Source organism: Rubricella aquisinus (genome assembly GCF_014199445.1).
Taxonomy (GTDB): Bacteria; Pseudomonadota; Alphaproteobacteria; order Rhodobacterales; family Rhodobacteraceae; genus Rubricella; species Rubricella aquisinus.
On record NZ_JACIJS010000002.1, the window covers coordinates 17,907 to 40,227 of the forward strand.

Here is a 22,321-nt window from a genome sequence, read left to right on the forward strand (position 1 = left end):
GACGAAACATCGCCCATTTAGGAAGCGACATGTCGGCAGCAATCCGCATGTACCCCTATGAAGCGACGTATCAGGTAGAAGGTCAACAGCTTGCAGGGCAATTGGTCGGCAAATTTGCGACATAAACCTGTCTGATAGCGACAAAACCTCGCTGGGTGATGCTGTAAGTCTCAAACCGGTTGCAATGCTGCGCTGCGCCATTCCTCTAGGTGGAAACGAAAAGCCGTTCCAAGCCGTGGAAGTGATAGCGGTTCGCATAACGTGGCATGGCGCTGAGCCGCAATTCTGGCATGCGGTCAAAGAGGATGGGCAGCGCCGTCGCGACCTCCAGCCGGGCAAGCGGTGCGCCCACGCAAAAATGCAATCCAGCCCCAAGGGCAAGCTGTTTGCCCGCGTTTCGTTCCGGGTCAAACCGATTTGGCTCGGTAAAGATCGCGGGATCGTGATTGGCTGCCGCCAGCAAAAGGCCCACGACCTCCCCCTTGGCGAAGTCATGCCCGGCCACTGACACATCCTCCATCGCAAAGCGGGTGAACATATGAAGCGGCGGGTCGAACCGCATCACCTCATCGGCCAGATTGACCGGGTCGAACTGGCTCAGATGCGGCCCTAGCTCCGCCTCGATCACCGCCTTAACTCCGTTGCCAAGCGCATGGACGGTCGCCTCATGCCCTGCATTGAGCAAAAGGATGCAGGTGGTGATCAACTCATCAGTCGATAGCCGCTCTCCGGCCTCTTCGGCGGCAATCAGATGGGTGATGAGGTCATCGCCCGGCGTGCGCCTGCGATCCGCGACATGGCGGCGGATATAGTCCTGAAAGGCGAGGGTGGCGGCAACCGCGCGATCCTCCGTCTCCCGGTTGCGATTGGCCTGATACATCGCGACCATGTCATGGGACCAGCCAAGCAACTGATCGGCCATATCCTCTGGCACGCCCAGAAGGCGGCAGATGATGACGACTGGGATTTTCTCGCAATAGGCGGGCAGAAGGTCGACCTCATCGCCTGTGAACCCGTCGATCAACTGATGCGACAATGCGGCGATCTCCGGCTCCAGCACCGCGATCCGGCGGGAGGTAAAGGCGCGCATCACCAATCCGCGCAGCCGCGTATGGGTCGGCGGCTCCCGCTCCAGCATGGAATGGGCCTCATTGTCATAAAACGGTATGAGGTGATCGGGGACGGGCTGGGGAAACGGATTTTCCCGCCCGAACCGGCGATCCCGCAAAAGCGTGTTCACGATCCCATGGGACGCCGCGCAGGCATGGCCATAGTCCTCCCAGTGAAAGAACGGCCCCACGCCCCGCGCCCGATCATAGAACGGGTAGGGGTTCTGCACGAAATCCGGGTCGGTCGGGGATTGGCTGAGGGGCGTCATGCCAGCGCCTGCTCCAGATCAGCGATCAGGTCTGCCACATCCTCGATCCCGACGGAGAGGCGCAAAAGGTTCGGTGCCACCACGGAATGCGGCCCCTCCACGGCGATGCGATGTTCGATGAGGCTCTCCACACCGCCAAGGCTGGTTGCGGGCAGAAACACCTTGCAGCGTGTGGCGATCCGGCGGGCGTGATCCTCCCCCCCGGCGGCCAGCAGCGACAGCATCCCGCCGTAACCCGCGCGCATCTGCTTGGATGCGATGGCATGGCCTGGATGGCTGTCCAATCCGGGGTAGAGCACTGCCGCGATCCTCGGATGCCCTTCGAAATGCTGCGCGATCGCCATGGCATTGCTTGAACACCGCTCAAACCTGAGTGCAAGCGTGCGCATCCCCCGGATCAGCAGCCAGCTTTCAAAGGCGGGCAGGGCGGTGCCCTGAAGCACCCGCACGGCACGGATATCGTCCCAAAGCGGCCCGGCCTCGCGCGTGATCAGCGCACCTGCGGTGATGTCGGAATGACCGTTGAGGTATTTGGTGGCGGAGTGGAACACGATATCCGCACCAAAGCTCAGCGCCTTGGTTGTGACGGGCGGCGTGACGGTGCAATCGGCGATCAACAGCGCACCTGCCGCATGCGCGGCGTCGGTGGCGGCGGCAATGTCGATGACGTCCCAGTTCGGATTGGTGGGCGACTCGATCCATAGCATCCGGGTCTGACCGGGGCGCAGCGCGGCCTCTAACGCGCCCTCTTGGGTGGAATCGAAAAACGTGGCCTCGATCCCGCGCATCTCCGCCATCCGGTTCAGCCATGTCGCGGTGCCGTGATACATCACCACGGGGGCCGCGATATGATCGCCTGCTTTCAACGTCTCAAACAGCGCGACGATGGCGGACATGCCGGAGGTGAAGAGCATCGCCCCGGCGCCCCCCTCGACGGAATTGAGGATTTTCTCCGCCTGATCGGTGGTCGGGCTGCCGTCCCGGCCATAGAGCTTGCCATCCATTGGGGCGTACTCCCCGTCGCGGGCGAAGGTGGAGGCAGGCTCGATCCCCGGCACCACCGCGCCATGCACCGGATGCACATAATGCAGCGCCTGTGCGAGCCGCGTTGCGGCGGATGTCTGATCGTTCTTGCCCTCGGCCATGGTGCTCTCCCTCTTGGATGCCCTATGGATGCCCGCGCGCCGGGTGCTCTGCAAGGGGGGTTAGTCGGCTTCGGCGAATGCGCGAATGGGAAAGGCCACGGCCCCGCGCACCTTTGTCGGAATGGCAAAGAAGCGGAAGCGTAGGCCCAGAAGGGCGGCAAGCCCGGTCAGGTTCTCCACCACATGGATGCCGTCGCCAAGGAACCATGTATGCGCCGGACGCTCCGGGTCATTCGGGCTATCGGCATTCTGGGTGTCCACCCCAAAGAGGGCGATGCCCGCCTCGTGCAGATAGGCGAGCGCGTCGCGGTCCACATAGGGCAGCACCTTATAGGCGGGCGTGCCCCAATGCTTGTCCCAGCCAAAACAGATCAGCACCGCCCGCCCCGTGAGTTGATCCGCCGGGGGCAGGGCGTCCACGGTCAGCGGCGCATCGGGCGTGCAGTGCCGCGCGTCAATGACGATGCCGTCAAGGATAAGGGAGGACAGGTCGATATCCGCGATATCCGCCGCCCCCTCGAACCGTGCTGAGGGCGCATCCAGATAGGTGCCGATATTGGTCTGAAAACTGACCTGAGAGACCTCAAACGAGGTGCCGGGCGCGTAATTCGGCGCGGATTGCGCGTGGGTCAGAAACGGCTCCACCGTCGCGGTGAAATCGGTCGGCACGCCATTGGCATCCATGAGGCGAAAGCCGACCATGCCATGCTCGATGGTTTGGGTGAGGTCAATAATCGGCATCAGCGGAGCGTCACGGCATAGGCGGTATCGGTGGTCAGGATGTAGCTTTCGCGGGTCTCTATGATCCGGTCGGTCAGATCAAACGCGACGCGGGTGGCCAACAGCATTGCCTGACCTTCGGCCTGTGGCAGCGCCTTCACGACTTTGGCCGGGGCCTGCACCGCGCTGAGGCGATCCTCCGCGCGGGCGACGGACAGGCCGTGCGCGGATTGGTAATGGGTATAAAGCGCATTCGGCAGCGGCCCGTCGGTGGCCCTGATCGGCAACAGCGCATGCGGGACATAGATATCCTCGAATGTTGCGGGCTTGCCCAGCAGGGTGCGGGTGCGCCGGATCAGCACCACATCTGCGGATTTGTCGATCCCGAGCCGCGTGGCGATTCGGGCGGGCGCGGCGCGCTGGGTGATCTCCTCGGTCAGGGTCTGGGGGATGGCGGGCATCCCACCGATCCCTTCCATCCGAAAGAAGTGGAAGAGGGCGCGCTCTTGCGTGTGCTCGGCCACGAACGTGCCCCGCCCCTGACGGCGCTGCACCAGATTATCCGCCACCAGCGTATCGAGCGCTTTGCGCACCGTGCCTTGGCTCACATTGAGCTCTTCGGCCAGTGCAAATTCGCTTGGCAACACCTGACCGGGGCGCAGGCTGCCACTGGCCATCCGCTCGATCAGGGCCGTGCGGACCTGTGCATACAGGGGTTCGGTGCGGGGGGCTGTCGTCATCGGGGGTCTCATTCTCGCAAAATCGGCTCGTTGTACCATGGTGTGGCGAAGATGTCTCTTGCAAGTCTTATAGATGATGTCTTATATAAGACTCAGTCAAAACTACGTCTTTGGAGGACGCACTGGAATGAGCAATCACCCGCATCTTTTGGTCCATGATCATGAGGACAACGTTGGCGTTGTCGTCGTCGAGGGCCTGACCGCCGGCACAGACATGTTGTGCGTCGTCACACATGACAATTCCGATTTCCGCCTGACCGCGAATGCCGACATTCCGATTGGTCACAAGGTCGCGCTGAAAGACCTCAAAGAGGGCGATACCGTCATCAAATACGGCGAAGATATCGGCAAAATGGTCGGCAATGCCGGCACGGGCGATCACGTCCATACCCACAACTGCAAAACCAAGCGCTGGTAAGGAGCCTCATCCAATGTTCGATGCATCAAATCAGACTGTGATGGCCTGGCGGCGTGAAAACGGCCGCGTCGGCGTCCGTAACCACGTTATCATCCTTCCGGTTGACGACATCTCCAACGCGGCGTGTGAAGCTGTTGCCAACAACGTCAAAGGCACGATGGCGCTGCCGCATGCCTATGGCCGTCTTCAGTTCGGCGCGGATCTTGAGCTGCATTTCCGCACCATGATCGGCACCGGTGCGAACCCGAACGTCGCCGCTGTGGTCGTGATCGGGATCGAGCCGGAGTGGACCAAAGTCATCGCCGACGGTATCCGCAAAACCGGCAAGCCCGTCGCGGAATTCTCCATCGAGCAGAAGGGTGATTTCGAGACCATCCGCGCAGCCTCCTGGAAGGCGAAGGAATTCGTCCATTGGGCGACCGAGCTTCAGAAAGAGGAATGCCCGATCACCGATCTGTGGGTGTCCACGAAATGTGGCGAATCCGACACCACCACCGGCCTGTCCTCCTGCCCGACCGTGGGCAACATGTATGACAAGCTGATCCCGCATGGTCTTTACGGTGTGTTCGGTGAAACCTCCGAAATCACGGGCGCGGAGCATATCTGCGAAAAGCGTGCGGCCACGCCCGAAGCGGCAGAGAAATTCATGGCGATCTTCAAGGAATATTCCGAGAACGTCATCTTTGCCCACCAGACCGATGACCTGTCCGACAGCCAGCCGACCAAAGGCAACATCCTTGGTGGTCTGACCACGATCGAGGAAAAGGCGCTGGGGAACCTCGAAAAAATCGGGCGCGAATGCACCTATATCGACGCGCTTCAGGCGGCAGAAGCCCCGGAGAAAGGCCCCGGCCTTTACTTCATGGATACCTCATCCGCTGCGGCTGAGTGTATTACGCTGATGGCGGCGGCCGGATACGTCATCCACACCTTCCCCACGGGGCAGGGCAATGTGGTCGGCAACCCGATCGTGCCCGTGATCAAGATCTCCGGCAACCCGCGCACCCTGCGCACCATGTCCGAGCATATCGACGTGGACGTGACCGGTGTTCTGACCCGTGAGCAGACCATTGATCAGGCGGGTGACGCGCTGATCGAGTGCATCCGTCGCACGGCAAATGGCCGCTACACCGCAGCAGAAGCGCTGGGCCATCGCGAGTTCGTGATGACGAAGCTCTACCGCTCCGCATAAAAGGATCGGGCCGGGGATACCTCCCCGGCCCGATGCCTCCGGCGGGAGGTATTTTTGGAAAAAAGAAAATGGAAAGGGGCGCTATGAGCAGCGAAACCTTGACTGTTGCCGAGGCTGGGTCGCTCATCGAGGCGGCCCTTTTGGCGTCAGAGACCTCGGAATTGAACGCCAAAAGCGTGGCGCGCGCGCTGCTGGCCGCGGAAGTGGATGGCCAGAAGGGCCATGGGCTGAGCCGTGTGCCAAGCTACACGAAACAGTCGAAAGTGGGCAAAATTCAGGGCCGCGTGACGCCGGTGTTGGAGGATGTGAAACCGGGCGTGTTCCGCGTGGATGCGGGCTACGGCTTTGCCTATCCGGCGTTCGACATGGCGCTGCCGGAATTGGAGCGGCGGGTGAAAGAGATCGGCGTTGCCGCCTGTGCGATCCACAAATCCCACCATTTCGGCGTCGCGGGCCATCATTGCGAGTGGCTGGCGGAGCGGGGCATGGTCGGGTTCGTCTATGGCAATGCGCCAAAGGCACTGGCACCGACGGGATCGAAGGTGGCGCTCCTTGGCACCAATCCCATCGCCTTTGCCGCCCCCGCGCCGGGAGCCCCTTTGGTGATCGACATGGCGGTCACGACAGTCGCACGGGGCAAAATCCTTGCCGCGCGCGAAAGCGGGCAGAGCATTCCGGCTGATTGGGCACTTGGCCCCGATGGGGAGCCGACCACCGATGCCGCCACCGCGCTTAAGGGCACGATGCAGCCCATCGGTGGGCCGAAAGGGGCCGCACTTGCGCTGATGGTCGAAGTGATGTCGGCCTGTCTGGCCGGGGCTGCGTTCGGCTCTGAGGCATCGAGCCTTTTTGAGCCGGAAGGCGGGCCGCCCGACCTTGGTCAAACGATCATCGCGATTGATGCGCAAGCCCTGTCGGGTGGTGCTTTTGCCGAGCGTATGGCAGCCCTTGCCGCGATTTATGAGGCCCTTGACGGGGCGCGTTTGCCCGGTCAACGGCGCTTGGCAAATCGGGCAAAGGCGGCTAGCGATGGGCTGACAGCGCCAACAGCGCTCCTAACCCAAATTCGGGAGATCGCGGGATGAAACAGATCGGCACCCATCAGGGCAAACCTGTCATGGAAACCGTGCTGGAAAGCAGCCATGCTGCGGTGTCGATCATGTCCTACGGGGCCGTGGTGCGCGATTGGCGCGTGGATGTGGCGGGGTCGGCCAAGCCTATGGTGCTGGGCTATCCCGTCTTTGACCTTTATCCAGAGCATTCGCGCGCTTTTGGCACCATCGCGGGCCGTGTCGCGAACCGGATCGCCAATGGCCGGTTCACACTTGAGGGGAAAGACTACGCGCTGCCCATCAACAATGGTCCGAACCACCTGCATGGCGGGCCGGAAGGGCTGGGCAAGCAGGTATGGGAAATGGACCCGGATGGGACGGATGCGGTGCGCTTGACCCACCGATCACCCGACGGGCATATGGGCTATCCCGGCACGGTCGATTTCACCGTGACCTATCGGCTGGACGGTCCGCGCCTCATTATCGAGATGGAGGGGCAGGCGGATCGCCCGACCCCGATCAACCTTGCCCAGCATAATTACTACACATTGGGTGCGGAGACGGGCATCAGCCATTGCCTGTTGCGCATGGACGCGCCCCATTACACGCCCGTGGATGAGCCTGTCGGGGCGGAGGGTGGTGCGGCGGACAGCACGCTGATCCCGACGGGTGAGGTGCGCTCGGTCAAAGGCTCCCGCTTTGATTTTACAGACATGAAGCCGATCCGCGACGGGGACGGGATCGACATCAACATGGTGCTGCGCGCGGGCCGCGCGTTTGATGATATCGCGGCAGAGGCGACGAATCCCGAGACCGGCATCGGCCTGAAACTCTGGACCGATCAGCCGGGGTGTCAGTTCTTTGACGCGCATCATTTCGATCTGCCGATGAAGGGGCTGGATGGTATCACGATGAAGGGATGGCCGGGTTTCTGCCTTGAGCCGCAACACTTCCCGGACAGCGTGAACAAGCCGGACTGGCCGTCCATCATCTATGGCCCGGATCGGCCTTACTCCCAGCGGCTAGAGGTGGAGATCGCCTAAAGCCCGCCAAGCACGCGCAACTGATCCTCCAGACGCGCCACGTGGGGCGCGTCACCTTCGACCAGCGCATAGACCCATGCGTGGGTCAGGTGAAACCGTCGCGCTTCAAGCGGTAGGGGCCGGGTCGCGGCCTCCTCATGCAAGTGGCTCAACTCCCCATGCTGCCCGCTGTCATGGAGAGCACGCATACGCGCATCCAGCGGATCAGCCATGGAGCCGCTGTGCGACCCATGCGTGGAACACATGGGTGGGGCTGTCCATCACGGCTGAAAACCGACCGCCGTCGAAATTGGTGGCATGGCGGCCTTTCTGCATCCCTTCGACGACCGAGATATCTTCGATGAAGATATCTTTCCACATGGCTGCATTCGTGGCGCGCAATTCGGCATAGGCGTCCGATGTGGCGGCCTCTTCGCTTGCATACCAGATATCGACATTCTCTATCGTGCGCTCATGGCTGATCGGGTCGAGCCGGATCGCGAACATATGGTCCCGGTGGATGCCGAGCATCAGGTTCGGGAACAGCGACACATATTCCGCGCCGGTGTCCCATTTCGCGGGGAGGTCCGCAAAGTTGGGGAAACTTTGCGTGTCGGACAGTTTGGGATTGTAGACCACCGTTCCTTGCCCTGAAAACGCGCCCGGTGCCTCGATATGGTAGTGATCCTCCAGCTTGGAATAGCTGTTCAGACCGGGGTGCACCCATGGCAGGTGGTAGCTTTCGCAGTAGTTTTCGATCGCGAGTTTCCAGTTGCAGTGCACATCCAGCGTGAAACTGGACCCAGCACCGGGATAGAGCGGCTTGTCCGTGAAATCGGCCCAGCGGGCAGCCAGCGGCGCGATCCAGTCGTCAAAGGCCGGGGCGGTGCCGCTTACGTCCACAAAAATGCAGTCCATCCAGATCGCGGCGCGCACGGGTGTCAGCCCGGTCTCGTCAGGATTGATGCTGTCATGCCTGTTGATGCCCGGCCCGCCGACATGGGGCGTCGCGCGCAGCTTTCCATCCAATGAATAGCACCATGAATGATAGGGGCAGCGGATCACACCGCCGAAATTGCGCGGCGCGTCCACGAGGATCATGCCCCGATGACGGCAGACATTTTCATATACCCGCACCGCGCCGTCGCGGTCGCGCAGCACCAAAAGCGGCGCGCCCAGAAAACTGACAGGCTTGGCATCGCCGGGATGCGGCACATCCTTGCCATAGGCGATGCAGGTCCAGCCTGCGTGGAACAACTGTTTGCGCTCCAGCTCAAACCCTTCGGCAGAGGTGTAGAGCGGGGAGGGCAGGCCATTGGCCTCTTCAATCGGCCCCATGGCGGATCGCAATCCTTGCGCAATGTCCCTGATATCAAGCATCCGGCCCTCCTGTTTTGATGGTGCGGTGGGCAAAGTCTGGGTGAGGGGCGGCAATCCTGTCGGCACGGTTTGCGACCTGGGGATGACGGATTTTGACCATGTGGCGGGGATAAGAGATTCGCTGCGACGCGTCCTGCGGCTACTAGATATGGTATGCTGCGGCGCACAACATATTAACTAATTGTTAAGCTTTGCAGGGTGATGGGTGAGGCATCGTGCCACTTTCGCGAGGCAAACATCTCAATTTGTTCGAAAATTAACGGCAACTTCAACCTATGCGTGAATTTGGGTCGACTCGCCGCATGCTGCCCCCGCAGGATCATGGGCCAAAGATCAAGCACAATATCTGGTGTTTTGGGCAAAAAAGCCCGTTGACCGGAGAGACACAATTCCGTCATGTTGTGTCCAATCCCAAAGCGGACACAAGATGCGGCGTAGGCATCACCAACCGCCCGGAGGACTGACCATAAATTAAAGGGACATGTGTCCAAACCCGCCGCAAGTGCGGGACCGGATAAATGCGCCCGTGACCTGAGAGTATGAGGACAGGGACATGAAGATTGACCGCCGCTTTACCACCGAAGAAACGGGCGCATTCGGCGCGCTGGACTTCCGCACGACCACCTCTGAGATCCGCAACCCGGATGGCTCCGTGGTGTTCAAGCTCGACAATCTGGAAGTGCCTGTCGGCTGGAGCCAGGTTGCCTCTGACGTGCTTGCGCAGAAATATTTTCGCAAGGCGGGCGTGCCTGCCGCGCTGAAAAAGGTGCGCGAAAAAGGTGTGCCGTCTTTCCTGTGGCGCTCGGTGCCGGATGAGAAGGCGCTGGCGAAACTGCCTGAGAACGAGCGCTATGTCGGGGAGCATTCGGCAAAGCAGGTGTTCAACCGTCTTGCAGGGGCATGGTGCTATTGGGGCTGGAAAGGTGGCTATTTCACCACCGAGGCCGACGCCAAAGCCTATTACGAAGAAATGTGTTTCATGCTGGCCGCACAGATGGCCGCGCCGAACTCCCCGCAATGGTTCAACACGGGCCTGCACTGGGCTTACGGCATCGACGGCCCGTCCCAAGGGCACCATTATGTCGATTTCCAGACGGGCGAGTTGGTCAAATCCACCTCCGCTTATGAGCATCCGCAGCCCCATGCCTGCTTTATCCAGTCCGTGTCCGACGATCTGGTGAATGAAGGCGGGATCATGGACCTGTGGACCCGCGAGGCGCGCCTGTTCAAATATGGCTCCGGCACGGGGACCAACTTCTCCTCCGTTCGCGGCGCGAATGAGCAGCTTGGCGGTGGCGGCAAATCGTCTGGCCTGATGTCCTTCCTCAAGATCGGGGATCGCGCAGCAGGCGCCATCAAATCGGGCGGCACGACGCGCCGCGCGGCAAAGATGGTGATCTGCGACATGGATCACCCCGATATTGAGGAATTCATCAATTGGAAGGTGAAGGAGGAGCAGAAAGTGGCTTCCCTCGTTGCCGGCTCCAAGATGCACGAGGAAAAGCTCAACGACATCTTCGGCGCGATCCGCGTCTGGGACGGGGCAGAGGCAGATGCGTTCGACCCGAAAAAGAACGACGCGCTGAAAGCCGCGATCAAGGGCGCGAAGAAATCCGCGATCCCAGAGACCTACGTCAAGCGTGTGCTGGATTACGCAAAGCAGGGCTATGCCTCCATCGCGTTCCAGACTTATGACACCGATTGGGATAGCGAGGCTTACGGCACCGTATCGGGCCAAAACTCCAACAACTCCGTCCGTGTGACCGATGCCTTCCTTCAGGCGGTCAAGGATGACGCGGATTGGGAATTGATCAAGCGGGTCGACGGGACGGTCGCTAAAACCGTCAAGGCGCGTGATCTGTGGGAGCAGATTGGCCATGCCGCATGGGCCTGCGCCGATCCGGGCATTCAGTTCCACGACACCGTCAACGCATGGCACACCTGCCCGGAAGATGGGGAGATCCGCGGATCGAACCCTTGCTCCGAATACATGTTCCTTGACGACACGGCCTGTAACCTTGCGTCGATGAATTTGTTGAATTTCTACAAGGACATGCAGTTCGACGTTGACGCTTATGTTCACGCGACGAAACTGTGGACGGTGACGCTCGAAATCTCCGTTCTGATGGCGCAATTCCCATCAAAGGAGATCGCGCAGCGGTCTTATGAGTTCCGCACGCTGGGCCTTGGCTATGCCAATATCGGTGGTCTCTTGATGAATATGGGCTATGGCTATGACAGTGACGAGGGCCGCGCGCTGTGTGGTGCGCTGACCGCGATCCTGACCGGCGTGTCCTATGCTACTTCCGCCGAGATGGCGGGTGAGGTCGGCGCCTTCCCCGGTTTTGAGAAGAACCGCGAGCATATGCTGCGCGTCATCCGCAACCACCGCCGCGCGGCTTATGGGGAGACCGAAGGCTATGAGGGCCTCGCCGTGAAGCCGGTGCCGCTGGATCACGCGAACAACCCGATTGCGCTCCTGTCCGATGTGGCGCGGGATGCGTGGGACAAGGCGCTGGGGCTGGGTGAGGAATTTGGCTATCGCAACGCGCAAGTCTCCGTCATCGCGCCCACCGGCACGATTGGCCTCGTGATGGATTGCGACACCACCGGGATCGAGCCTGACTTCGCGCTTGTGAAGTTCAAGAAACTCGCCGGGGGTGGGTATTTCAAGATCATCAACCAGTCGGTTCCGGCTGCGTTGACGGCCCTTGGCTATACCCCGTCCCAGATTGAAGAAATCATCGCCTATGCGGTTGGTCACGGCTCCCTCGGGAATGCGCCGGGCATCAACAACACCGCGCTGATCGGTCATGGCTTTGGCGCGGAGGAATTGGCGAAGGTGGATGCAGCACTCGCAACCGCGTTCGACATCCGCTTCGTGTTCAACCAGTGGACGCTGGGCGTGGACTTCTGCACCGGCACGCTTGGCATCCCTGAGGAGAAGCTGAACGATCCGTCCTTTGACCTTCTGCGGCACCTTGGGTTCACCAAGCAGCAGATTGAAGCGGCAAACAACCACGTTTGCGGAACCATGACGCTGGAGGGCGCGCCGTTCCTGCGCGACGAGCATCTGAGCGTGTTCGATTGTGCCAACCCGTGCGGTAAGATCGGCAAGCGGTTCCTGAGCGTGGAAAGCCACATCACGATGATGGCAGCGGCGCAGTCCTTCATCTCCGGCGCGATCTCCAAGACGATCAACATGCCCAATGATGCGAGCATCGACGATTGTAAGGCGGCCTATGAGCTGTCCTGGTCGCTCGGCACCAAGGCGAATGCGCTTTACCGGGATGGCTCCAAGCTGTCCCAGCCGCTGTCCTCTGCGCTCATCGATGATGATGATGACGTGGAAGAGGCGCTGCTCAACGCGCCCTCGGGTGAGCGGGCACAGGTGCTGGCCGAAAAGATCGTCGAGAAAATCGTGATCAAGGAAATCGCCAAGGGCCGCGCGAAACTGCCCGAGCGGCGCAAGGGCTACACCCAAAAGGCCATCGTTGGCGGTCATAAAGTGTATCTGCGCACGGGTGAGTATGAGGACGGCCAACTGGGCGAAATCTTCATCGACATGCACAAGGAAGGCGCAGGCTTCCGCGCGATGATGAACAACTTCGCCATCGCGGTGTCTGTGGGCCTGCAATATGGCGTGCCGCTCGACGAGTTTGTTGAGGCCTTCACTTTCACCCGGTTTGAGCCGGCGGGGATGGTGCAGGGCAACGACTCGGTCAAGAGTGCGACGTCGATCCTCGATTACATCTTCCGTGAGTTGGCGATCAGCTATCTTGACCGCGAAGATCTGGCGCATGTCGCCCCGATGGGCGAGCGGTTTGACGAGCTTGGCCGTGGGGAGCATGAGGGCAAATCCAACGTGGCCCCGATCAGCGCGGAGGCGGCCCATAGCTCCCTCGACATGATCCGCCAGGTCAGCTCCACCGGCTATCTGCGCAAGCGTCTGCCGCAGGAACTGATGGTGTTCCAAGGCGGGGCGACCGCAGCACTTGATGCCGCGATTGCAACCGACACGGCGGTGGCCACGGCGGTGGAGACGACAACGACCACCACCACCATCACCGGCATGGATGCCCGCGCAAAGGCAAAGATGCAGGGCTATGAGGGCGACGCCTGCGGCGAGTGCGGCAACTACACGCTGGTGCGCAACGGCACCTGCATGAAGTGCAACACCTGCGGCGGCACGTCGGGTTGTAGCTAAGGGATTGGAGGGCGGCGCCAACGGCACCGCCCTTCGCACGTTCAGGCCGCAGGCAGAAACCGGGCAGTCACCGAAAAAAAGAGCCTGAATTGTAGACTTAGGGGAGCGGGCAACTGCTCCCCCTTTTTTGCGAGGAGAAGTTGAAATGACCGAAAAAATTCATGAAGATGAAAATAAAACGGAAAACGCCGATCAGATTGATTTAAAAGAAGAAAAATTTGACTTTTCTGCCATAAACTCCCTCCTTCGTGACAAGGAGGCCATTGCGCAAATAATAGAACTCATAAAAGCGAGAGGCGAGGTAAGAAAATGTGATAGTAAATGGATCCGGGTTTATGGAATTGCAGCTTTGGCAGCCATTGCAGTGCCTGTTTATTTTTTAGCCTATCATGAAAAACTTGATCCGAGTGCGGGTGTGATATTTGGCTCATTGGCTGGTTATATCTTTGGGAGGCAGCAAAGCTAACTGATTGGTCCAGTCGTCGAATTCCTCTGGCGTGATGCCAACAATCTCCAAAATCAGTTTGCGGCGCACGCTGGCGGCGAATGTGTCGCGGCTTTCGGCGGTCACCATGAACGCGCCCGGCCCGCCGATGATGCGGGTCGCGTATTCTTCTTCAAGGTTATAGCCCGCCCGACGGCCATCCTCGGGTCGCAGGATCGGCAGCGCGTTGATCGTGATGCCTGCATCCAACACTTCCCGCCGTGCCTCCTCAATCGGGGGGCCGTAGGAATTGCCGATACTGTCGCCTGAAAAGTCGATCACCGCGCGGGGGGCGAAGATGTCATTCTCCCGGATCAAATCTTTGGCGAACAAGAGCGCGCTGCCGATCGCGTTGCGCCCGTAGACCTGCCGGGGTGGGCCGATCAGGGCGGCGGCGAAGGCTTCGGCATCTTCCACACTGTCGATGATCATCCAATCCACCACGACTGCCGTGTTCGTTGCCCATTCGACATAGGTAACGGCCACATTGCCGTAGATGGAGTTTGTGATCGCGTCGATCACCGCCGGGTCGGTCATGGCAAGGGCATATCCCTGCCGCTGAAACGCCAGTTCTTCCGCATCAATCGAGCCGGACCCATCCGCGAGCAGCACCAGTTCCAACCCCGCCTCGCGCTGATCCTGCGCAGCGGCGGAACTGGCAAGGGTCAGGGCGGCAACAAAGGGGATCAACAGGCGCATAACGGGGAAATAGCGTGGCGGCACGGCTTGGCAATATCTCCATCTCGCGGAAAACGCTTTGCAATCGGGGAGGCGGGCTTTCACACTGAGGCAAAGCAAATCAAGGAGCATTCCATGGATCGCCCGGCCTTTACCCTTGGGATCGAAGAAGAATACCTGATCGTGGACCGCGAAACCCTCGATCTGGTACGTGAGCCGGAACAGGCCTTTGTCGATGATTGCACCAAGCGGCTTGGCGATCAGGTCACGGGCGAGTTTCTGCAATGTCAGGTCGAGGTCGGGACCAAGCCGCACGGGCGCGTCGCGGATGCCGTGGATGAACTGATCGGATTGCGCGCGGGCGTGGCCGAAGTGGCGGAGCGTTATGGCTATGCGCCCATCGCGGCCTCCACCCATCCGTTCGCCCGCTGGCGCGATCAGCAGCGCACGCAGAAAGACCGCTATGCCGATCTGCGCGACGCGATTGGGCAGCCGGTGCAGCGGATGCTGGCGTGCGGGATGCACATTCATGCCGGGATCGAAGATGACGACATGCGGATCGACCTGATGAATCAGGTGGCCTATTTCCTGCCGCATCTGTTGTCGCTGAGTTGCTCCTCCCCGTTTTGGGAGGGGGAGGATACCGGCCTTGCCTCCTACCGGTTGGCGGTGTTTGACGCGATGCCGCGCACCGGCACGCCAGATTTCATGGAAAGCCACGCGGCCTATCGGCGGCTGGTGGACAGCCTTGTCAGCGCGGGCTGTATCGAGGATGCGACGAAAATCTGGTGGGATATTCGGCCTTCCGACAAATTCCCGACGCTGGAACAGCGGATCACCGATATCTGTTCAAACGTGCGGGACACGGCCGCGATTGCAGCGCTTTATCAATGCCTTTTGGCGTATCTGTACCGCTTGCGCAGCCGCAACCAGCGCTGGCGCGTGTATCCCGCGACGCTTATCGGAGAGAACCGTTGGCGCGGACAGCGGTACGGCGCGACGGGGCAATTGCTTGATCTGGGCCGGGGTACGTTGACGCCGTTCTCCGCGCTGGTGGAGGAGTTGATCGAGCTTGTGTCGGATGAGGCAGAAATGCTCGGCTGTGTGCCAGAATTGCTGCATCTGCGGGAGATCGCGCGCCGCGGCACCTCCGCCGACCGGCAGCGCCGCGTGCATAAGGAGCAGATCGACGCAGGCGCGGGTAAGGACGCGGCGATGGCTGCGGTCGTGGCCGATCTCGTCGCGCAATATACCGAGAGTTAACGCGGGATGCGGATCGCCGCGCGCAAACCACCCAAGGCCTGACTGGTCCCAAGCACCAGCTTGCCGCCATGCCCGCGCGCCACATCCGCCGCGATCGACAGGCCAAGGCCGACGCCGCCGCCCTGATCCTGATTGCGCGCGGCATCTAGGCGGGTAAAGGCCTTGAGCGCTTCCTCGCGCTGATGCTCGGGGATGCCCGGCCCGTCATCGGCTACTGCGATTTCCATGCTGCTGGGCTGCAATCGCAAAGTCAGGCGCACTTCATCACCATGGCGGATGGCGTTGCTCACCAGATTGCGGACCGCGCGCCCCAGCGCCATTTCGCGCATCGGGACGGACGTATCGTTGGGCGTGTCATTGAGGATGTTGAGCGTCAGCACAGCCCCTTCGCGCCGGGCATCCTGTGCGATGCGGCGGATGAACTCGGTCGCGTCCACATCGGCGGTTTCCTCTGTTCCTTCGCCCCGGGCAAAGGCGAGGAAACCTTCGAGCATCCGCTCCATCTCCTCCACGTCATGCTGCAATTCCTCCACTTCCGGGCTTGGCTCCGCCACCGCAAGGGCAAGCCGCATCCGGGTGAGGGGCGTGCGCAGATCGTGGCTGACACCGGACAGCATCGCCGTGCGGCTCTCGATCTGCCGCTCCAACCGCTGGCGCATGGCGAGGAAGGCCGCGCCCGCCCGGCGCACTTCCTCCGCCCCTTGGGGCCGGAATTTCATCGACTGGCCCTTGCCGAATGCCTCCGCCGCGAGGGCGAGTTTGCGGATCGGGCGCACTTGGTTGCGCAAAAACAGGATGGAAATGCCCAACAGCACAAGCGACGTGAGAATCGTCCAAGTGAACAAAAGATGCGGATTGGAGGCGATCATCCGCCGCTGGGGCACAATCGCGGTCAACAACCCCGTATCGGTCTGGATATCAATCCGCACGGATTTGCGGATTTCGGTTGTGCTGATCCGCATCGGGCGGGCGATAATGTCGCGCAAGGTGCGCTCCATCTCCCGCCCCGAAACATCCAGAAAGCCAAGCTCCCTGCCGGGGGTGACGGTGCCGCCGGGCACATAATCGAGGGTAAAGCCCAACAGATCGGCGGTTGCTTCCAGTTGTATGGCGTTGCTGAGCGGGTCCACGGTGTCGACCGTCGCGATCAGATAGGTCAGCTCCGACCCGACCGAGCCCGCCATCTGCCGCGTGACCCCTTCAAAATGCCGCTGGATGAACAGAACACCCACGACAAGCTGGATGCCGAAAACCGGAATGATCAGGATAATCAGCGTCCTGCCGAACAGCTTGGTCGGCATGTACCGTTTGAGCCAGGCGAAATTTATCATATAGACAGGGTTAGGCAGGCTTGGCGTGACTGACAAGCCGCAATCAAGGAGCGTGAACTCTTGTCTCAGCCTGAGAGCCGTCTTGTGACACTGGCGCCCGGATTGCGGCGATTGCGGGCGGATAACCCCAGCCCGATGACCTTCACCGGGACCAATACCTATCTTTTGGGAACAAAGCGGCTGGCGGTGATTGATCCCGGCCCGGCTGACCCGGCGCATATCGACGCGATCCTGCGCGCGCTGGAGCCGGGGCAGGAGATCGCGCATATCTTCGTCACCCATGCACATGTGGACCATTCCCCCGGCGCGCGCCTGTTGCAGGAGCAGTGCGGCGCGCCGATCTATGCCTATGGCTCGGCCTATTCAGGGCTGTCGCGGGTGATGACACGGCGGCGCGCGCAGGGGCTCGATCTGGGCATGGATGGTGGGGTGGACCGCATGTTCTATCCGGATCATCCCCTGAAAACCGGCGATGTCATCGAAGAAGAGGACTGGTCGCTGGAGGCGCATCACACGCCCGGCCATTTGCCCAACCATATGTGCTTTCTCTGGCGGGAGCCGATGGCGCTCTTTACCGGGGATCATATCATGGGTTGGGCCACGAGCATGATCGCCCCGCCAGAGGGCGACTGGAAACCCTACCAGGTGGCGCTGAAACGGATCGCAAAGCGCACCGATCTGACCTGCGGTTATGCCGGGCATGGGGAGCCGATTGAGGACGTGTCGGCCCGTGCCCAGACGCTCCACGTTCATCGGCGGATGCGCGCGCGGCAGGTGGATATCGCGCTCTGCGATGGACCGGTCACGCCGATGGCGTTTGCCCGCGCGACCTATAACGACACGCCTGAGGTGCTGATCCCCGCCGCTGCCTGCAACGTGCTGGCCTATCTTTTGTGGCTGGAAGAGGAAAAGCTGATCGTGGCGCAGGGGCCACTTGGTCTTGAGACCGTATTCGAGCGGCTGGTTCCGCCTGAACACTGGCTGCGGGACGATCTTGTCAAACGGTTAGAAAGGCTACAGGCGCAGCTTTAGCGCGGCACGCGGGCAAGGGCTGCGTCGAGCCCGTCCTCCGGCGACAGGGTCTGCCATGCTTGAAACCGGTTTCTGATCCATGTGCGCTGCCGTTTGGCATATTGGCGGGTGGCTATGCTGCCACGCTCGATGACTTCCTCGCGTGTCAGATGCCCGTTGAGCCAATCGGTGATCTCAGCGCGTCCGATGGCCTTGGCAGCGGGCAGGGCGCTGTCGTGACCGGCCTCAATCCAGCGGCGGACCTCCTCAACCGCCCCCTGATCCAGCATCGCGGCGAAGCGTTGCGCGATCCGCGCGTTCAGCCACTCTGGCCTGGGCGTCAGCGCAATCGGCACGCAGTCGGTCAGCGGCAGGATCGGTGGCGGCGTGTTGCTATGCCATGCCGCGATCCCGCGCCCGGTGGCTTGCAACACCTCCCATGCGCGCTGCACCCGCATCGGATTGTTCTGGTCAAGCCGGGACAGGCTTTCGGGATCAGTGATGCGCAGGTGCTCCACAAACCATGCCAAGCCGTGCCGGGCCATCAGCGCATTTCCTTCCGCCCGGATTTCAGGTGGGGTTTCTGGAATATCAGCGAGCCCGTCTGTCAACGCGGTGAAATTGAGGCCGGTTCCGCCGACGATGATCGGGCGTTGCCCCGCGTCCTCGATGGCCGCGATTTCGGCTGCGACCTCCCGCAGCCAGCGCCCCGTCGAATAGGGCACGCGCGCGCCCACATGACCGTAGAGCCGGTGCGGCGCTTGGGCGGTTTCAGCATCCGTGGGCCGTGCGGTCAGCACCTGCCAACACGCATAGACCTGCAAGGCATCGGCATTGACGATCACGCCCCCATCCCGCGCTGCCACTGCCATGGCAAGCGCGGATTTGCCCGAAGCCGTGGGGCCAGCGATCAGAACAGGCGTCACGGCGCGGACAGGGCCGCCGCGATCTGAGCAGCAAGGCGCGCGTTGTTCTTCACCAAGGCGATATTCGCAGTCAGGGAATGGCCGCTGGTCCGCTCAAATATCCGTTGCAGCAGGAAGGGCGTCACGGCTTTGCCCGTCACATGCTCAGCCTCGGCATCCGCAAGCGCGTCCTCGATGATCGGGCCTATGACATGCGCGGGGATTTCATCCGCGACCGGGATTGGATTGGCGATCAACTGCCCACCCGGCAGGCCCATCGCGGCGCGCATCTGATGCGCCTGAGCGATCTGGGCGGGGGTGTCCATGCGGATCGGGGCGGGCAGGCCGCTGTCACGGGACCAGAAAGCGGGGAGGTGATCCACGCCGTAGCCGATCACCGGAACGCCATTCGTTTCAAGCACTTCGAGCGTTTTCTCAATGTCGAGGATCGCTTTCGGTCCAGCCGCCACCACGCTCACGGGTGTCTGCGCAAGCTCCAAAAGATCGGCGGAGATATCGAGCGTTTCGGCCACGCCCCGATGCACGCCCCCAATGCCTCCCGTGGCAAAAACGGCGATCCCAGCCATGCGCGCGGCGATCATCGTGGCGGCAACGGTGGTGGCACCCGTGCGCCCCATCGCCATCGCGGCAGCCATATCGGCGCGCGACAGTTTCAGCACATCGGGCGCTTGGGCCAGTGCTTCGAGCTGCGCGTCGGTCAGCCCGATATGGAGCGCGCCGTCGATCACCGCGATGGTCGCGGGGACAGCGCCTTCGTTGCGGATGACGTCCTCTACAGCCTCGGCGGTCTCCCGGTTTTGCGGATAGGGCATGCCATGGGTGATGATGGTGCTTTCCAGCGCCACGATCGGCGCGCCTGCCGCGCGGGCGGCCTCGACCTCCGGACTAAAGAGCATCCGGGGGCCGCTCACAGCATCAATCCCAGAACCACAAACGCCAACCCCATGAACGCCACCGCGACCGAACCCATGTTGACCGCCACAAGCGTGCGCAACCGCACCCGCGCCACATCCGGGTCGGGCTTGTCCTTTTTCAGGCGCTTGGCCTCCAGAATGCAGTAGATCAGGCCAGCCAGCCCGATGGCCGTGGTCACGCCGCCGATATAGACCATGATGTCCAAGTTCATTTCGCGCCTCGTATCAAATCCTCTGCCCGCCTATCCCATAGAGCAGGGGCAGGGTGCAAGCGTGGCCTTGCGCCGCGTCAGGCGCATCGTGGCCTCGGGCAGACTGGACGCATCGGGCCAAAAGGAGTATGTGCCCGCCATATCACTCAATCGAGGGCAGGGTCCGATGGCGATGCGGTTCCTTAAAATGCACGGACTGGGCAATGACTTTGTCATGCTTGATGCGCGGGGGCAGGATGTGCGCCTGTCCGCGCCGTTGGTGCGTGCCATTGGGGATCGGCATCGCGGCGTCGGGTTTGACCAGTTGATCGTGCTGCGCGATGGCGACGGGGCGGATGTGACGCTTGATTTCTGGAACGCCGATGGCTCGACCGCCGGGGCCTGTGGCAATGGCACGCGCTGCGCGGCGCGGCTGGTGTTCGACGATCTGGGCACGGACAGGCTGACCCTGCGGACGGAGCGGGGCCTCTTGCAGGCCGAGCACTGCGCCGATGGCCGCATCCGCGTGAATATGGGCGCGCCGGAGCTGACATGGGACCGGGTGCCGTTGGCGCGCGACATTCCGCTTGATCCCCTGCCGCTTGACGGGAGCCCTGCGGCGGTGGGCATGGGCAATCCCCATTGTGTGTTCTTTGTCGAGGACGTGGCGCAGGTGGACCTTCCCACACTTGGGGCCCGGTTCGAGCATGATCCCCTTTTCCCGGAGCGGACCAATGTGGAATTCGTGCAGGTTATCGACCGCAGCACCTTGCGGATGCGGGTCTGGGAGCGGGGCGGGATGATCACGCAGGCCTGCGGCTCTGGCGCCTGTGCGGTGGCGGTTGCGGCTGCTTTGCGGGGTCTGACGGAGCGCACGGTCCGTGTCATCCTCGACGGTGGACCGCTCGATATCGACTGGCGCGAGGATGGCGTCTGGATGACGGGGGAGACGGCGCTCACATTCGAAGGCACATTCTCTGACGCGTTTCTGGCGGGGGCGGCATGACCGAGGCGCCTACATTCGCGACGTTCGGCTGTCGGTTGAACGCGTATGAGACCGAAGCGATGAAAGACCTTGCCGCACAGGCGGGCGTGGATGATGCGATTGTCGTCAACACCTGCGCTGTCACGGCAGAGGCCGTGCGGCAGGCCCGCCAATCCATCCGCCGCATGGCCCGCGAAAACCCCGGCAAGCGGATTGTCGTCACGGGCTGCGCCGCACAGACAGAGCCGGAGACGTTTGCCAAGATGGAGGAAGTATCCGTCGTCCTCGGCAATCTGGAAAAGATGCAGCCACAAGCATGGCAGCGCCTCGCCCAGACCCCCGATTTCGTCGGACCGACCGAAAAGGTGCAGGTCAATGACATCATGTCCGCGACAGAAACGGCGGGCCATCTGATTGATGGGTTCGGCACCCGCGCGCGGGCTTATGTGCAAGTCCAGAATGGCTGCGATCACCGCTGCACCTTCTGCATCATTCCCTATGGCCGGGGCAATTCACGCTCCGTTCCGGCGGGCGTGGTTGTTGAGCAAATTCAGCGGCTTGTGGCGCGAGGCTACAATGAGGTGGTGCTTACGGGTGTCGATATCACCTCATGGGGCGCGGACCTGCCGGGCGAGCCGCGCTTTGGCGATCTGGTGCGGCGCATTCTGACGCTGGTCCCGGATTTGCCGCGCCTGCGGATCAGCTCCATCGACTCGGTGGAAGCTGATCCCGCTTTGATCGAGGCCATCGCGACCGAACCGCGCCTGATGCCGCATCTGCACCTGTCCTTACAGGCAGGGGACAACATGATCCTGAAGCGGATGAAGCGGCGGCATTCCCGCGAGGATGCGATTGCCTTTGCGGCGGATATGCGCGCCGCACGCCCCGATGTGGTGTTCGGTGCCGATATCATCGCGGGCTTCCCGACGGAGACGGAGGAGATGTTCCAGAATTCTCTCCGCTTGGTTGAGGACTGCGGGCTGACATGGCTGCATGTGTTCCCGTTCTCCCCGCGCAAAGGCACGCCCGCCGCGCGGATGCCGCAGTTGGAAAAGGCTGTGATCAAGGAGCGCGCCGCGCGCCTGCGCGCCATCGGGGAGCAGCAGGTGACAACCCACCTTGCCGCACAGGCCGGGCAAATCCACCGTATCCTGATCGAAAGCCCCGATATGGGCCGGACGGAAGCCTTTACCGAGACACATTTTGCCGACCCGCAACCTGTTGGCACAATTGTTACCGCAAAAATCATCGGCCATGATGGAAAGAGGCTGACAGCGGCCTGAA

At 61.6% G+C, this 22,321-nt stretch carries 21 protein-coding genes; 10 read left to right on the forward strand and 11 right to left on the reverse strand.

The annotated features are described in order from the left end of the window. Positions 1-205: 205 nt before the first annotated feature. From FHS89_RS03265 to FHS89_RS03280, 4 genes are read right to left on the reverse strand one after another with little or no spacing between them, the layout of a single operon-like run. On the reverse strand, positions 206-1,378 hold the full coding sequence (locus tag FHS89_RS03265) for a cytochrome P450 (RefSeq protein WP_184008510.1): 1,173 nt from the start codon (positions 1,376-1,378) through the stop codon (positions 206-208). Beyond that, on the reverse strand, positions 1,375-2,523 hold the full coding sequence (locus tag FHS89_RS03270; RefSeq protein WP_184008512.1) for a trans-sulfuration enzyme family protein: 1,149 nt from the start codon (positions 2,521-2,523) through the stop codon (positions 1,375-1,377). Before FHS89_RS03270 ends, FHS89_RS03265 begins: the two co-directional genes overlap by 4 nt. A gap of 60 nt (positions 2,524-2,583) precedes the next feature. Next, positions 2,584-3,264 carry a cyclase family protein gene (locus FHS89_RS03275; RefSeq protein ID WP_184008514.1) on the reverse strand — a complete coding sequence of 227 codons (681 nt, stop codon included), beginning with the start codon at positions 3,262-3,264 and terminating at the stop codon, positions 2,584-2,586. Further along, complete coding sequence (locus FHS89_RS03280; RefSeq protein ID WP_184008516.1) at positions 3,264-3,983, reverse strand: GntR family transcriptional regulator; 720 nt, start codon at positions 3,981-3,983, stop codon at positions 3,264-3,266. Before FHS89_RS03280 ends, FHS89_RS03275 begins: the two co-directional genes overlap by 1 nt. A gap of 127 nt (positions 3,984-4,110) precedes the next feature. Here FHS89_RS03280 and FHS89_RS03285 point away from each other — a divergent pair, with 127 nt between their 5' ends. The 4 genes from FHS89_RS03285 (at position 4,111) to FHS89_RS03300 (ending at position 7,688) form a co-directional block, all read left to right on the forward strand. After that, complete coding sequence (locus tag FHS89_RS03285; protein ID WP_184008518.1) at positions 4,111-4,401, forward strand: UxaA family hydrolase; 291 nt, start codon at positions 4,111-4,113, stop codon at positions 4,399-4,401. Positions 4,402-4,414: 13 nt separating this feature from the next. Continuing rightward, entirely contained in the window at positions 4,415-5,593 is a 1,179-nt protein-coding gene (locus FHS89_RS03290; RefSeq protein WP_184008520.1) for a UxaA family hydrolase, read from the forward strand. Between the two features lie 83 nt (positions 5,594-5,676). Then, positions 5,677-6,678, forward strand: a complete 1,002-nt coding sequence (locus FHS89_RS03295; RefSeq protein WP_184008522.1) for an Ldh family oxidoreductase — start codon at positions 5,677-5,679, stop codon at positions 6,676-6,678. Next, positions 6,675-7,688 (forward strand): aldose epimerase family protein, encoded by a 1,014-nt coding sequence (locus FHS89_RS03300; RefSeq protein ID WP_184008524.1) that lies wholly within the window; start codon positions 6,675-6,677, stop codon positions 7,686-7,688. The genes FHS89_RS03295 and FHS89_RS03300 overlap by 4 nt, the downstream gene beginning before the upstream one ends. On the opposite strand, the gene FHS89_RS03305 is transcribed toward FHS89_RS03300, so the two are convergent. Next, positions 7,685-7,900: a hypothetical protein gene (locus FHS89_RS03305; protein ID WP_184008526.1), complete on the reverse strand. Its 216-nt coding sequence runs from the start codon at positions 7,898-7,900 to the stop codon at positions 7,685-7,687. The genes FHS89_RS03300 and FHS89_RS03305 overlap by 4 nt on opposite strands. Next, entirely contained in the window at positions 7,893-9,047 is a 1,155-nt protein-coding gene (locus FHS89_RS03310; protein WP_246413564.1) for an aromatic ring-hydroxylating oxygenase subunit alpha, read from the reverse strand. The genes FHS89_RS03305 and FHS89_RS03310 overlap by 8 nt, the downstream gene beginning before the upstream one ends. Before the next feature lie 553 nt (positions 9,048-9,600). Between FHS89_RS03310 and FHS89_RS03315 the strand changes: the two genes are divergently transcribed. Together FHS89_RS03315 and FHS89_RS03320 are read left to right on the forward strand one after the other, a co-directional pair. Beyond that, positions 9,601-13,254, forward strand: a complete 3,654-nt coding sequence (locus FHS89_RS03315; RefSeq protein ID WP_184008528.1) for a vitamin B12-dependent ribonucleotide reductase — start codon at positions 9,601-9,603, stop codon at positions 13,252-13,254. A gap of 145 nt (positions 13,255-13,399) precedes the next feature. After that, a complete protein-coding gene (locus FHS89_RS03320; protein WP_184008530.1) occupies positions 13,400-13,720 on the forward strand; it encodes a hypothetical protein in 321 nt (106 codons plus the stop codon). On the opposite strand, the gene FHS89_RS03325 is transcribed toward FHS89_RS03320, so the two are convergent. Then, positions 13,682-14,437, reverse strand: a complete 756-nt coding sequence (locus FHS89_RS03325) for a DUF1194 domain-containing protein (RefSeq protein ID WP_184008532.1) — start codon at positions 14,435-14,437, stop codon at positions 13,682-13,684. The two genes, FHS89_RS03320 and FHS89_RS03325, sit on opposite strands and share 39 nt — an antisense overlap. Positions 14,438-14,551: 114 nt before the next feature. Between FHS89_RS03325 and FHS89_RS03330 the strand changes: the two genes are divergently transcribed. Further along, positions 14,552-15,679, forward strand: coding sequence for a carboxylate-amine ligase (locus FHS89_RS03330; RefSeq protein ID WP_184008534.1), 1,128 nt, complete (start codon positions 14,552-14,554; stop codon positions 15,677-15,679). Here FHS89_RS03330 and FHS89_RS03335 read toward each other — a convergent pair. Continuing rightward, positions 15,676-17,010: an ATP-binding protein gene (locus FHS89_RS03335; RefSeq protein ID WP_184008536.1), complete on the reverse strand. Its 1,335-nt coding sequence runs from the start codon at positions 17,008-17,010 to the stop codon at positions 15,676-15,678. The genes FHS89_RS03330 and FHS89_RS03335 overlap by 4 nt on opposite strands. A gap of 60 nt (positions 17,011-17,070) precedes the next feature. Between FHS89_RS03335 and FHS89_RS03340 the strand changes: the two genes are divergently transcribed. Further along, positions 17,071-18,042: an MBL fold metallo-hydrolase gene (locus FHS89_RS03340; RefSeq protein WP_246413566.1), complete on the forward strand. Its 972-nt coding sequence runs from the start codon at positions 17,071-17,073 to the stop codon at positions 18,040-18,042. Here FHS89_RS03340 and miaA read toward each other — a convergent pair. From miaA to FHS89_RS03355, 3 genes are read right to left on the reverse strand one after another with little or no spacing between them, the layout of a single operon-like run. After that, entirely contained in the window at positions 18,039-18,947 is a 909-nt protein-coding gene (miaA, locus tag FHS89_RS03345) for a tRNA (adenosine(37)-N6)-dimethylallyltransferase MiaA (RefSeq protein WP_184008538.1), read from the reverse strand. The genes FHS89_RS03340 and miaA overlap by 4 nt on opposite strands. Beyond that, positions 18,944-19,843: a pseudouridine-5'-phosphate glycosidase gene (locus tag FHS89_RS03350; RefSeq protein ID WP_184008540.1), complete on the reverse strand. Its 900-nt coding sequence runs from the start codon at positions 19,841-19,843 to the stop codon at positions 18,944-18,946. Before FHS89_RS03350 ends, miaA begins: the two co-directional genes overlap by 4 nt. 11 nt (positions 19,844-19,854) lie before the next feature. Then, entirely contained in the window at positions 19,855-20,073 is a 219-nt protein-coding gene (locus FHS89_RS03355) for a hypothetical protein (RefSeq protein WP_184008542.1), read from the reverse strand. Positions 20,074-20,245: 172 nt separating this feature from the next. Here FHS89_RS03355 and dapF point away from each other — a divergent pair, with 172 nt between their 5' ends. Both dapF and mtaB read left to right on the forward strand, forming a co-directional pair. Further along, positions 20,246-21,058 carry a diaminopimelate epimerase gene (dapF, locus tag FHS89_RS03360; RefSeq protein ID WP_246413568.1) on the forward strand — a complete coding sequence of 271 codons (813 nt, stop codon included), beginning with the start codon at positions 20,246-20,248 and terminating at the stop codon, positions 21,056-21,058. Then, positions 21,055-22,320: a tRNA (N(6)-L-threonylcarbamoyladenosine(37)-C(2))-methylthiotransferase MtaB gene (gene mtaB / locus FHS89_RS03365; protein ID WP_184008546.1), complete on the forward strand. Its 1,266-nt coding sequence runs from the start codon at positions 21,055-21,057 to the stop codon at positions 22,318-22,320. The genes dapF and mtaB overlap by 4 nt, the downstream gene beginning before the upstream one ends. The last annotated feature ends 1 nt before the right edge of the window (position 22,321 follow it).